This is a genomic window from Streptomyces sp. NPDC051211 (assembly GCF_040689505.1).
Classification (GTDB): domain Bacteria; phylum Actinomycetota; class Actinomycetes; order Streptomycetales; family Streptomycetaceae; genus Streptomyces.
Genome location: NZ_JBFBAV010000082.1, coordinates 1 through 11,866 on the forward strand (window position 1 = coordinate 1; position 11,866 = coordinate 11,866).

Annotated in this window: 10 protein-coding genes and 1 pseudogene; 3 read left to right on the forward strand and 8 right to left on the reverse strand. The window is 71.9% G+C overall.

What is annotated here, in order from left to right; all coding sequences use genetic code 11:
- Positions 1 to 320: 320 nt before the first annotated feature.
- On the reverse strand, positions 321 to 1,328 hold the full coding sequence (locus AB0447_RS35845; protein WP_366481157.1) for a stage II sporulation protein M: 1,008 nt from the start codon (positions 1,326 to 1,328) through the stop codon (positions 321 to 323).
- Between the two features lie 117 nt (positions 1,329 to 1,445).
- Here AB0447_RS35845 and AB0447_RS35850 point away from each other — a divergent pair, with 117 nt between their 5' ends.
- Positions 1,446 to 2,429, forward strand: a complete 984-nt coding sequence (locus AB0447_RS35850) for an RDD family protein (RefSeq protein WP_366481158.1) — start codon at positions 1,446 to 1,448, stop codon at positions 2,427 to 2,429.
- On the opposite strand, the gene AB0447_RS35855 is transcribed toward AB0447_RS35850, so the two are convergent.
- Together AB0447_RS35855 and ahcY are read right to left on the reverse strand one after the other, a co-directional pair.
- A complete protein-coding gene (locus AB0447_RS35855; RefSeq protein ID WP_366481159.1) occupies positions 2,426 to 3,085 on the reverse strand; it encodes a hypothetical protein in 660 nt (219 codons plus the stop codon). The two genes, AB0447_RS35850 and AB0447_RS35855, sit on opposite strands and share 4 nt — an antisense overlap.
- An 82-nt stretch (positions 3,086 to 3,167) precedes the next feature.
- Positions 3,168 to 4,604: an adenosylhomocysteinase gene (ahcY, locus tag AB0447_RS35860; RefSeq protein ID WP_366481160.1), complete on the reverse strand. Its 1,437-nt coding sequence runs from the start codon at positions 4,602 to 4,604 to the stop codon at positions 3,168 to 3,170.
- 357 nt (positions 4,605 to 4,961) lie between these two features.
- On the opposite strand from ahcY, the gene AB0447_RS35865 reads away from it, so the two are divergent.
- Together AB0447_RS35865 and lepB are read left to right on the forward strand one after the other, a co-directional pair.
- Positions 4,962 to 7,001 carry a fructose-specific PTS transporter subunit EIIC gene (locus AB0447_RS35865; RefSeq protein WP_366481161.1) on the forward strand — a complete coding sequence of 680 codons (2,040 nt, stop codon included), beginning with the start codon at positions 4,962 to 4,964 and terminating at the stop codon, positions 6,999 to 7,001.
- A 163-nt stretch (positions 7,002 to 7,164) separates the two neighbouring features.
- The gene (gene lepB, locus AB0447_RS35870; RefSeq protein ID WP_366481162.1) at positions 7,165 to 7,842 is read left to right on the forward strand and encodes a signal peptidase I; all 678 of its coding nucleotides are present in this window, start codon (positions 7,165 to 7,167) and stop codon (positions 7,840 to 7,842) included.
- Between the two features lie 67 nt (positions 7,843 to 7,909).
- Here lepB and AB0447_RS35875 read toward each other — a convergent pair whose 3' ends face one another.
- The 5 genes and pseudogenes from AB0447_RS35875 to AB0447_RS35895 all read right to left on the reverse strand — a co-directional run.
- Positions 7,910 to 8,839, reverse strand: coding sequence for a cation diffusion facilitator family transporter (locus AB0447_RS35875; RefSeq protein ID WP_366481163.1), 930 nt, complete (start codon positions 8,837 to 8,839; stop codon positions 7,910 to 7,912).
- A gap of 86 nt (positions 8,840 to 8,925) precedes the next feature.
- Positions 8,926 to 10,083: a mannose-6-phosphate isomerase, class I gene (gene manA / locus AB0447_RS35880; RefSeq protein ID WP_366481164.1), complete on the reverse strand. Its 1,158-nt coding sequence runs from the start codon at positions 10,081 to 10,083 to the stop codon at positions 8,926 to 8,928.
- A 77-nt stretch (positions 10,084 to 10,160) separates the two neighbouring features.
- On the reverse strand, positions 10,161 to 11,294 hold the full coding sequence (locus AB0447_RS35885; RefSeq protein ID WP_366481165.1) for an SIS domain-containing protein: 1,134 nt from the start codon (positions 11,292 to 11,294) through the stop codon (positions 10,161 to 10,163).
- A gap of 74 nt (positions 11,295 to 11,368) precedes the next feature.
- Complete coding sequence (locus AB0447_RS35890; protein ID WP_366481166.1) at positions 11,369 to 11,551, reverse strand: Trm112 family protein; 183 nt, start codon at positions 11,549 to 11,551, stop codon at positions 11,369 to 11,371.
- 222 nt (positions 11,552 to 11,773) lie between these two features.
- Positions 11,774 to 11,866 (reverse strand): annotated as a pseudogene (locus tag AB0447_RS35895) (3-deoxy-7-phosphoheptulonate synthase); the annotation flags it as partial.

The window sequence follows — 11,866 nt, forward strand, 5'->3', positions numbered from 1 at the left end:
CCGACTCTATCAGATCTTTTCGGACCCGATTTCCTCGGTGCTTTCCAGGTTCTCGCTTTCGCGTTTCCCTTTCCGGCGGTTCCGACTCTATCAGACAATCTCACCGGGTTTTCCCGGCTTCGATATCCGATCGGAGATTCGGAGCTTGTACTCACCGGCTGGAATTCAATTCCAACTCGGGAGCGAGAGAGATGTTAGTCGGTCACGATCGGACTGTCCAGTCCGACGCAACCGTTTGAATCTACCTCCCCACGCCGACCGTGTCAACAGTCTTTGCGGGACGACGAGGAGACTAGCAGCTCAGAGGGGTCGTACGCACATCAGGCCGCGGTCGGCAGCTGCGCGCTCCGGTCCGAGGCCTCCACGTCGCCCGTCTCCCCCGCCCGCGCCGCCCTGCCGCCGAGCACGTAGACGTACAGCAGGAAGGCCGCCTCGGCGGCGACGCCGATGGTGATGCGGGCCCAGGTCGGGAGGCCGGACGGGGTCACGAAGCCCTCGATCAGGCCGGAGACGAACAGGACCAGGGCGAGGCCGATGGCCATGCCGAGGGCTGCGCGGCCCTGCTCGGCGAGGGCTGCGCGGCGGGTGCGGGGGCCCGGGTCGATGACCGTCCAGCCCAGGCGGAGGCCGGTGCCGGCGGCAACGAAGACGGCGGTCAGTTCGAGCAGGCCGTGCGGGAGTACCAGGCCGAGGAAGACGTCGAGGCGGCCGGCCGAGGCCATCAGGCCGAAGCCGACGCCCAGGTTCGCCATGTTCAGGAAGAGGATCCAGAGCACCGGCAGCCCTAGGAAGGCGCCCAGGACCAGGCACATCGCGGCCGCCTGGGCATTGTTCGTCCAGACCTGTGCCGCGAAGGAGGCCGCCGGGTGGCTGGAGTAGTAGGTCTCGTACTCGCCACCGGGCCTCGTCATCGCCCTCAGGTCCTCCGGAGCGGCGATGGACGCCTGGACCTCGGGGTGCGCGGCGATCCACCAGCCGATCAGCACGCCGACCGCGACGGACAGCACCGCCGTCGGGATCCACCAGCGGCGGCTGCGGTAGACGGCGGCCGGGAAGCCGCTGGTGAGGAAGCGGGCGGCGTCCCGCCAGGAGGAGCGGCGGGCACCGGTCACGGTGGCGCGGGCGCGGGCCACCAGCTGGGTGAGGCGGCCGGTGAGCATGGGGTCGGGGGTGGTGGACTGGATGAGGGAGAGGTGGGTGGCCGTGCGCTGGTAGAGGGCGACGAGTTCGTCCGCCTCGGCGCCGGTGAGCCGGCGTCCCCGGCCGAGCAGCTGTTCCAGGCGGTCCCATTCCGCCCGGTGCGCGGTCACGAAGACGTCGAGATCCATCCGCTTGCTGCTCCCCTGCCCGGCCACTTGTCCACAGCACTTACTTCGCCTGCGGTCAGCTTGGCAGACTTGCTGGACAAGGGGCAGGTCAGGTCGGGCAGTGAAGGGTGGGTACCGGTGAGCGCTCTGGTGACGGGGGACGCGGTCGTCCTCGGGTTGCGGCCGGCCAGGCTGCCGAGCCGGGCGCTGGCGATCCTGCTCGATCTGGTCGTGTACATAGCCGGCTACCTGCTGGTCTCGGTCGGGCTCGTCTTCGCGACGGCTTCCCTGGACGATGCCGCGCACGCGGCCGTGTCGGTCGCCGCCTTCGTGCTGATCCTGGTGGGTGTGCCGATCGCGGTGGAGACGCTGTCGCACGGGCGGTCGCTGGGGAAGCTGGCTCTCGGACTGCGGGTGGTGCGGGACGACGGCGGGCCGATCCGGTTCCGGCATGCGCTCGTGCGCGGTGCGATGGGTGTGATCGAGCTGCTGGCCACGTTCGGGGTGATCGCCTCCATAGCCTCGCTGGTGTCCGAGCGGGGCCGGCGGCTCGGGGACGTGTTCGCGGGGACGCTGGTGGTCCGGGAGCGGGTGCCGGGCGCGCGGGTGATGCCCGTGCCGCCTCCGCCGCCGTGGCTGGCGGGGCGGTTCACCGCGCTGGACCTGTCGGGGGTGCCGGACGGGCTGTGGCTGGCGATACGGCAGTACCTGACCCGGATGGGGCAGCTGGATCCGCAGGTGAGTGCGCAGATGGCGGTGCGGCTCGCGGATGATCTGGTGGCTCGGACGGGGGCTCTGCCGCCGGCCGGGGTGCCGGCCGCGGCGTTCCTGGCGGCCGTGGTGCACGAGCGGCAGTCGCGGGATGCGGCGCGGGCCTTCGGTGCGGGGGCCGGGCCGGTGTACGGCGGGGGGTACGCGCCTGCGCCTGCTCCCGCGCCCGTGGTGATGCCGGGGCTGACTGCCGCCGGGCCGGTGGCGGGCCCGGTCATGGCGGCTTCGCTCGTGTCGCCCGCGCCCGTGCAACCCGTACCGCCCGTGCAACCCGTACCGCCTGTCCAGCCCGTACCGCCGGTGCAGCCGGCAGCGCCTGTCCGGGCGACCGGGTTTGCGCCGCCCGCCTAGTCCTCGGTCGGGAAGTCGGCTGCGGAGTCGGTCGGGAAGTCGGTCGGGAAGACCGAGGGTGGGGTCTCCAGGTGTTCGAGTTCGATGCCCGGGGCGGAGAGGACCACGTCGCCGGCGATGTGGACGGTGTGGACCTCGCCCGTGTCGAGGGCGGAGACCTGGTACTCGTCGACGGCCAGCAGGCCGCTGTCGGTGCTGTGGTTCTGGGTGCGGAGCAGGGCCCAGGCCTGGTCGACCGTACGGGGGGCCAGTACCGGGTCGGTGAAGTTCACCAGGCGGACCCGGGTGGCGGGGGCGCCGGGGGTCAGGCGCAGCAGCCGGGTGGTGGCGATGAGGAAGGCCGGGGAGGTGCCGGTGAAGGCGGGGGCGCGGACGTTGCCTTCGGTGGCTTCGGTGCCGGTGGGGTCGGTACGGACCCAGGTGACCCCGTCGATGGCGGCGCCGCGGACCTGCCAGCTCGCGGCGTTGAGTTCGAGGCGGATGGGGCGGCCGAGCTCGTCGATGGCCAGGTCCACGGACCCGGCGTGGGCGCCGTCGGGGGTGGTGGTCTGGGAGACGTACCGCCAGCCGGAGGGGCCGGGGGCGCAGTGGAAGTGCTCCTCGCCGAGGGGGGTGTGGTCGTGCGGGTCGTGGAGCGAGTAGCGGCCGCGGGGCATGGGAGACGTTCCTCGGGTATGGGGCAGGCCCCCGGCTGAGGTGCCGGGGGCCTGCCTGAGCTGCTAGCGGATCCGGTGGGGATCAGTAGCGGTAGTGGTCCGGCTTGTACGGGCCCTCGACCTTGACGCCGATGTAGGCGGCCTGCTCCGGGCGGAGGGTGGTGAGCTTGACGCCGAGGGCGTCGAGGTGGAGGCGGGCGACCTTCTCGTCGAGGTGCTTGGGCAGCACGTAGACCTCGGTCGGGTACTCCTCCGGCTTGGTGAAGAGCTCGATCTGGGCCAGGGTCTGGTCCGCGAAGGAGTTCGACATCACGAAGGAGGGGTGGCCGGTCGCGTTGCCGAGGTTCAGCAGGCGGCCCTCGGAGAGGACGATCAGGACCTTGCCGTCGGGGAAGGTCCAGGTGTGGACCTGCGGCTTGACCTCGTCCTTGACGATGCCCTCGATCTTCGCGAGGCCGGCCATGTCGATCTCGTTGTCGAAGTGGCCGATGTTGCCCACGATGGCCTGGTGCTTCATCTTGGCCATGTCGGAGGCCATGATGATGTCCTTGTTGCCCGTGGTGGTGATGAAGATGTCGGCGGTCTCCACGACGTCGTCGAGGGTGGCGACCTGGTAGCCGTCCATCGCCGCCTGCAGGGCGCAGATCGGGTCGATCTCGGTGACGATGACGCGGGCGCCCTGGCCGCGGAGGGACTCGGCGCAGCCCTTGCCGACGTCGCCGTAGCCGAAGACGACGGCGGTCTTGCCGCCGATGAGGACGTCGGTGGCGCGGTTGATGCCGTCGATCAGGGAGTGGCGGCAGCCGTACTTGTTGTCGAACTTCGACTTGGTGACGGCGTCGTTCACGTTGATCGCCGGGAAGAGCAGGGTGCCCTCGGCCATCATCTCGTAGAGGCGGTGGACACCGGTGGTGGTCTCCTCCGTCACGCCGCGGACCTCGGAGGCGAGCTGGGTCCACTTCTGGGGGGACTCGCCGAGGGTGCGGTTGAGCAGGGTGAGGATGTGGCGGTACTCCTCGGAGTCCGCGGTGGACGGGTCCGGGGCCGCGCCGGCCTTCTCGAACTCGACGCCCTTGTGGACGAGGAGGGTGGCGTCACCACCGTCGTCGAGGATCATGTTCGGGCCGCCGGTGGGGGTGTTCGGCCAGGTCAGTGCCTGCTCCGTGCACCACCAGTACTCCTCCAGGGTCTCGCCCTTCCAGGCGAAGACCGGGATGCCCTGCGGGTTCTCCGGGGTGCCGTTCGGACCGACCGCGATGGCGGCGGCCGCGTGGTCCTGGGTGGAGTAGATGTTGCAGGAGGCCCAGCGGACCTCGGCGCCGAGGGCGGCCAGGGTCTCGATCAGGACGGCCGTCTGGATCGTCATGTGGAGGGAGCCGGTGATGCGGGCGCCGGCGAGCGGCTGGGCCTCGGCGTACTCACGGCGGATCGACATCAGGCCGGGCATCTCGTGCTCGGCCAGGGTGATCTCCTTGCGGCCGAAGGCGGCAAGGGAAAGGTCTGCGACCTTGAAGTCCATGCGTGCTGCTCCTCATGGTTCGAGAGGGTGGGTACGGCTGAGCCGTGCACCGGTCCGGAGGTTTTCCGGGACGGCGCACTGAGCGCAGTCCGTCGGAGGCCCTCTCTCCTCTCGGCCGGTCACGCGGACCGCCCGACCGCCATCAGCAGCGACGTCTGGCACTGTCTCCGAATCTACACCGATCGGCCCAGCGCACCCCAGCCGACCGGGCGACTTGTCAGGTCGTGATTTCTGGCCTTCCGGCGTTCCGGTTCGGGGCCTTTCGGACTTTTGATGCACCCCCGGGGTGGGGCAGGATGCCGTTGGACCGGGATCGTTCGCGCGATCCGGCAGGACCCATGGCGTGAGGAGATTTCAGTGACCAGTCCGGCCGGCCCCCCTGGAGGCGGGGGCGCAAGCGGGCAGAAGCGCCTGAAGCTGCTCGCCGTGACGGCGTGTCCCACGGGGATCGCGCACACCTACATGGCCGCGGAGAAGCTCCAGCAGGCTGCGGAGCGCCTCGGGGTGGACATGAAGGTGGAGACCCAGGGCTCCATCGGGGCCGAGAACCAGCTTTCTGACAACGATGTCAGGGAGGCGGACGGCATCATCATCGCCGCCGACACGGAGGTCGACCGGGACCGCTTCGTCGGCAAGCGGGTGCTGTCCACGGGTGTGGCCGACGGCATCCACAAGCCGGAGGAGCTGATCCGGCGGGTGCAGAGCGCCCCGGTGCAGGAGGGCACGGTGGCCGCGGCCGGTGCGGGCGCGGGCGGCAAGGAGCGCAGCCTCGCGTACAAGGCGCTGATGAACGGTGTCTCGTACATGATCCCGTTCGTGGTGGTCGGCGGTCTGCTGATCGCCATCGCGCTGGCGCTGGGCGGTCACGCGACGGCCGAGGGGTACGCCACCACGCCGGGCACCTTCTGGGACCACGTCTTCCAGATCGGCGTCCTGGGCTTCACGCTGATGATCCCGATCCTGTCGGGCTACATCGCGTACGCGATCGGCGACCGGCCGGCGCTGGTGCCCGGCATGATCGGCGGGTTCATCGCCAATACCGGCGCGCTGTACGGCTCCAAGTCGGGCGCGGGCTTCATCGGTGCGATCGTGACCGGTTTCCTGGCCGGCTATCTGGTCTTGTGGATCAAGAAGGTCAAGGTTCCCAAGGTCGTCCAGCCGATCATGCCGATCATCGTGATCCCGATCGTGGCGACCACGGCGCTGGGCCTGTTCTTCATCTACGTCATCGGCAAGCCGATCTCCTGGCTGTTCGAGTCCCTGACCGGCTGGCTGTCCGGGATGACGGGCACCAGCGCGATCCTGCTCGGCGCGCTGCTCGGCCTGATGATCGCGTTCGACATGGGCGGCCCGGTCAACAAGACCGCCTTCCTCTTCGGTACGGGTCTCATCGCGTCGGGCAACTACGCGGTGATGGGCATGTGCGCGGCGGCCATTCCGGTGATGCCGCTCGGCCAGGGCCTGGCGACCCTGCTGCGCCGCAAGCTGTACTCCGAGCAGGAGCGGGACACCGGTATGGCGGCCCTGTTCATGGGCACGTTCGGCATCTCCGAGGGCGCCATCCCGTTCGCGGCGGCCCGGCCGGCGATCGTCATTCCGGCGAACATGCTGGGTGGCGCGGTGGCCGGTGCGATCGCGGGTGTGGCGGGCGTGGGCGACCACGTGCCGCACGGCGGTCCGATCGTGGCCGCGCTCGGTGCGATCAGCGGGGTGGGCTGGTTCCTGATCGCCATTGCGGCGGGCACGGTGGTGACCGCGCTGACCACCAACGCGCTGATCGACCTCAAGGGGCGCCGGCGCGGCGGGGCTCCGGCCGTGGCCACCGGGGCGCCGGAACCGGTGCCGGCCGGGGTGGCCGCGGATGCCGCTGCGGCGGTGCAGGCCGCGCCGGTCGCCGGCGCCGCCGTCGCCGCGGCGACCGCCGTCGCGGAGGGGCGACCCGAGGTGCTGTCCGGGTACCTGACCGCGCGGACCGTGAAGACCGAGCTGGCCGCGGACGACAAGGAGGCCGCGATCCGCGAGATGGCCGAGCTGCTGGCCGTCACCGGCCACGTCCGGGACGTGGACGAGCTGGTGCGGGTCGCGCTGGCCCGCGAGGCGCAGGGCACCACGGGCCTGGGCGAGTCGATCGCCATCCCGCACGCCAAGACCGATGCGGTGAGCCGCCCGACGGTGGGGTTCGCCCGGTCCTCCGAGGGCATCGAGTGGGGTGCGCTGGACGGTACGAAGGCCCGGCTGATCTTCATGATCTCGGTGCCGGAGGCCGCGGCGGGCGATGAGCACCTGCGCATCCTGGCGCTGCTGTCGCGCAAGCTGATGGACCAGGGCTTCCGGGCCAGGCTCCAGTCGGCCCCGGACGAACGGGCGATCCTGGACGTCCTCCGCGAGATCCGGTAGCCGCGCCGCTGTCCCTCCCGGGCCCCCACCGCTCTGCGGTACGGGGCCCGACGGCGTTCCGGGGGCCGGACGCCCGTACGATTCCGGACACGTGGACGACGAGTCGTGAGGGCGGGGCGTGGAACACAGGCGGCCGGGCCGGAGGTTGGGGATCGCGGCGATCGTGCTGCTCGTGCTCGGGGCGGGGCTCTTGCTGGGCACGCCTGCCGTAGGCCTGGTGACCGCGCCGGAGGCGTACGAGGTCCGCACGCTGGCGGGCCGGTCCATGGAGCCGACGTACCGGCAGGGGGAACGGCTGTTCTTCCGGGCCGCGCCCGGGGAGAGCGTCCGCCGGGGGCAGGTGGTGCTCGTGGAGGTGCCGTGGGTGCCGCAGGGGGAGCTCGTGACCCGTGTGGTGGCCGCCGACGGGGACCGCATCTCGTACTCCCCCGGCAGCCGCACGCTGATGCTGAACGGCGAGCCGCTGGACGAGCCCTACCTGCCCGAAGGGGTCGCGCCGGCGGAGGCGGCCTTCGACGTCGTGGTGCCGCAGGGGCAGATGTTCCTCATGGGCGACAACCGGGCCTACGCCAACGACTCCCGGTACTCCGGCAACGGGCCGGTCGATCTGGCCGAGGTGCACGGCATCGCGGTCCCGATGCCCGTGGCGCATTCGGTCCTGGGCGGTGCGGGCCTGTTGGGCGTTCCGGTGCTGCTCGCCGGCGCCGGTCTGGGCATCGGGGCGCTGGTGGCCCGCCGGCGCGCGGCCCGGCAGGCCTCCGCAGGCCCGGTGTACCCGGCGTACCCGGCGTACCCGGTGTGCGGGTCAGTCCGGGGCGACGGGCAGGACACCCCGCAGTAGGGCACCCGTAGTACGGCGAAGGCCCCCGCGAGCTGCTGCTCGCGGGGGCCTTCGGCATGTGGCGGGACTACTCGGCGGTGGGCGCCGTCTCGCGGTAGATGTCCGGCTCCAGGTAGATCACCCGGGCGATCGGGACCGCCTCGCGGATGCGGGCCTCGGCGGCGTCGATGGCGTTCGCGACCTGGGTCGCCGATTCGTCGTTCCGGACGGCGATCTTGGCCGCGACCAGGAGCTCCTCCGGGCCGAGGTGGAGGGTCCGCATGTGGATCACGCGGGTGACCGTCTCGCCGTCGACCATCGCCGCCGTGATCTTCTCCACGTCCTCGGTGCCGGCGGCCTCGCCGAGCAGCAGGGACTTGGTCTCCGCGGCCAGCACGATCGCGATGACGATCAGCAGGACGCCGATGCAGAGGGTGCCGATGCCGTCCCAGACGCCGTCGCCGGTGACGAGGGCGATGCTGACGCCGGCCAGCGCGAGGACCAGGCCGACGAGTGCGCCGAGGTCTTCGAGCAGGACCACCGGGAGCTCGGGGGCCTTGGCCCGCTTGATGAACTGGCCCCAGGAGACCCCGCCGCGGACCTCGTTGGACTCCTTGATGGCCGTGCGGAAGGAGAAGGACTCGGCGATGATCGCGAAGACCAGGACGCCGACCGGCCAGTACCAGGCCTCGATGGCGTGCGGGTGCTTGATCTTCTCGTAGCCCTCGTAGATGGCGAACATGCCACCGACGGTGAACAGCACGATGGAGACCAGGAAGGCGTAGATGTAGCGCTCGCGGCCGTACCCGAAGGGGTGCTGGGGAGTCGCCTCGCGCTTGGCCTTCTTGCCGCCGAGCAGCAGCAGCCCCTGGTTGCCGGAGTCCGCGAGCGAGTGGACGCTTTCCGCGAGCATCGACGAGGAACCGCTGAAGACGAAGGCCACGAACTTGGCCACCGCGATGGCGAGGTTGGCAGCGAGTGCCGCCACGATCGCCCTGGTACCGCCCGACGCGCTCATGAGTGCGGATGTCCCTTCCTAGCACTGCCAGTGACTTCCACTGGATACGGCCGCACATTGTTGCAGCCTCTGGAGCGGACGGTACTTCAGGCCACCACGGTGGCGCGGAAGACGGTACCGATACCCGACAGTTCGGTCTTTTCGCCGGCCGGAACGAACACCGATTGCCCCGGGGCGAGGGTCAGTTCGCCGATCCGAGGAGCGCCCGCCGTGCAGAGCAGGATCTGCGGGGTGGCCGAGGGCACCGCTACCGGGGCGCCGGCCGGGGCCAGGTCGAAGCGGGAGAGCCGGAACTCGTCGACGGGGGTGTCGTACACCTCCTCGCCGTTGCCCTCGGGGCGGAGCACCGCCGGTTCGGAGGGCTCGAAGTGCACGATGTTCAGCAGCTCGGGGACGTCCACGTGCTTGGGCGTCAGCCCGCAGCGCAGCACGTTGTCGGAGTTCGCCATCAGCTCGACGCCGAGCCCGTCCAGGTAGGCGTGCGGGATGCCGGCGCCGAGGAACATGGCCTCGCCGGGCTGCAGTTGCACGTGGTTGAGGAGCATCGCCGCGATCACGCCCGGGTCGCCCGGGTAGTGGTGCGCGAGGGTCGCGTACGGGGTGTACGCGCCGCCGAGCCGGGTGGCGGCGGCCGTGGCCTCGGCGACCGTCTCGGCCATCTCCTCGCGGTCGGCCGTCAGGACGGCGGTCAGCATCTCGCGCAGCGCCGCTTCCTCGGGGTGCGCGTGCAGCAGGTCCACGTACGGCTTGAGGGAGTCGACCTCGAGCCCGGAGAGCAGCTCGGCCGCCTCCAGCGGCGGGCGGAACCCGCACAGGCCGTCGAAGGGGGTGAGCGCGCAGATCAGTTCGGGCTTGTGATTGGCGTCCTTGTAGTTGCGGTGCGGGGCGTCGATGGGCACGCCGCGCTGCTCCTCGGCCGCGTAACCGTCCTGCGCCTGGGCCAGGTTGGGGTGGACCTGGAGGGACAGCGGGGCGCCCGCCGCGAGGATCTTCAGGAGGAACGGGAGCCGGGGGCCGAACTTGGCGACGGCCGCCGCGCCGAGCTCCCGCTCGGGGTCGGCCGCGATGACCTCGGCGAGGGTGGTCTCGCCGGCGCCACGGTCGAGCCGGGACGGGGCTCCGGGGTGGGCGCCCATCCACATCTCGGCCTGCGGCTCCCCCGTGGGTTCGGTGCCGAGGAGCTCCGGGATGGCGGTCGTGGAACCCCAGGCGTAGGGGCGGACGGTGTTCGTCAGGCGGTCCATCGGTGTTCCTGGCTTCCTCGGTGATGGGCGGCAGCGCACGGGTGGCACACGGGTGGCACACGGGTGGTGGCCTGCCGTCAGGTACGGCCCCCGGACGCCAGCGACAGGTAGGCGGTGGCGAAATCGGTGACGGCGAGGAGTTCGGCGAGCTGTTCCAGCTCCCCGCCCTCCTCGGGTTCGAGCTCGCTGATGGCCGTGTCGTGGCTGAGGGCGAGCTCGCGGGCGGCGGGGGCGGCGGTGAGACCGCCGGCCGGCCGGTCCCGCAGCAGGACGACCCGGGCGTGCAGAGCCTGTTGCTCGGCGACCCGGTCACGGAAGAAGTCTTCGGGATCGGCGCCGGCCGCGAGGGCCCCGGCGAGCAGCACCCCGTGGCGGGGCAGCGCCTCCGGCAGCTCGGCGGCGAGCGCGGGGCGGCCGGCGAGCTCGGCGAGGGTGGCGGCGAAGCGGCGCCCCGCGGGGCCGGCGGCTCCGCCCTCGGTCCAGATGAGCGGGAGCGAGTCGGCGAGCTCGGCGGCCAGGGTCTTGGCCGGGTTGCTGTACGTGGCGATGGCCGGGCCGCAGCGTTCGGCGGTGCGGTCGAGGCGGTCGGCGACCAGCTGCAGGGTTTCCGGGGAGGCGGTGAGCAGGCCGACCTTGTCGAGGAGCAGCAGCAGGGGCGTGAGCAGCGCCCACAGGGCGCCGGGGCCGGCCGCGGCACTCTCGTCGTACTCCTGGTACGGAGCGTCCGCCATCGGTACGAGGAGGCCGTGGGCCCCGTCGACCGCCTCGCTCAAGGGGGACCTCGGCGGGGCCACGGCCACGATGGTGCAGCCGCGCCGGTAGGCCTGATCGGCGAGCTGGGAGAGGCCGGGTTCGCTGCCGTCGGTGGTGGCGAGGAGGAGCAGGTCCACCGGGCCGGCCCAGCCGGGCAGGGTCCAGCGGAGGGCGCCGGCGGCGTGCGCGACACCGCTCGGGTGGATCCGGGTCACCGGGGCGGAGGCTCCGGCGAGGGCGCCGAGCAGGTCCGCGACGCCGGTGGCCGCGGTGCCGGGGCCGGCGATCAGGACGGCGCGGGGGCGGCCGTCCGGGTGGAGCTCCGCCAGGCCCGCCTCGGCCGCGTGCCGGGCCGCGGTGCGGACCCGGGCCCCGGCCTCGGCGGCGCCGCGGAGCAGACCGCGGCGGTCGGCGCGGGCGAGGTCTTCCGGTGCGTCGAGCAGCGACTCGTCGAGCATGCGGGGCCTCCGGTCGTCCGGTCGTCGGTGGGGTCAGGGGGACGCCCCTCAGGCGGGGCGGCGGGCCTCGTCCCTCAGGCGGGGCGGCGGGCCTCGTCCACGAGGAGGACCGGGATGCCGTCCCGGACCGGGTAGGCCAGGCCACAGTCCTTGCCGGTGCAGATCAGCTCGGGCGTCTCGGCCTTGGTCTCGTCCGCGAGGGGGGAGTGGCAGGCGGGGCAGGCGAGGATCTCCAGGAGGCCGGCTTCGAGCGGCATGGGGGGTCCTTTCGGGGACGTGTGGTTGGGCCAGGTCAGCGTACCGCTGGGGCGGGCGGGGCGCGGCATGGTCCTGCGGCGTGGCCGCCTGCTGTGCCAGGCTGTCCGGCCCCCACCCGTGCGCGTCCGGCCCCACCCGGGCGGAGCCCCCTTCCGGCCCCGCCGGGCGCCTGCCGGCTGGTTGCCGCGCAGCGGCACATCCAGCCCCCTCCGGGGGTGGTTCAGCTTGGCTCGGATGTGGTCGGCGGACACGGCATCGAAGGCCTCGGCACAGTCGCCGCCCTGGAGCAGGAACGCCTCGCCCTTGGCGACGGC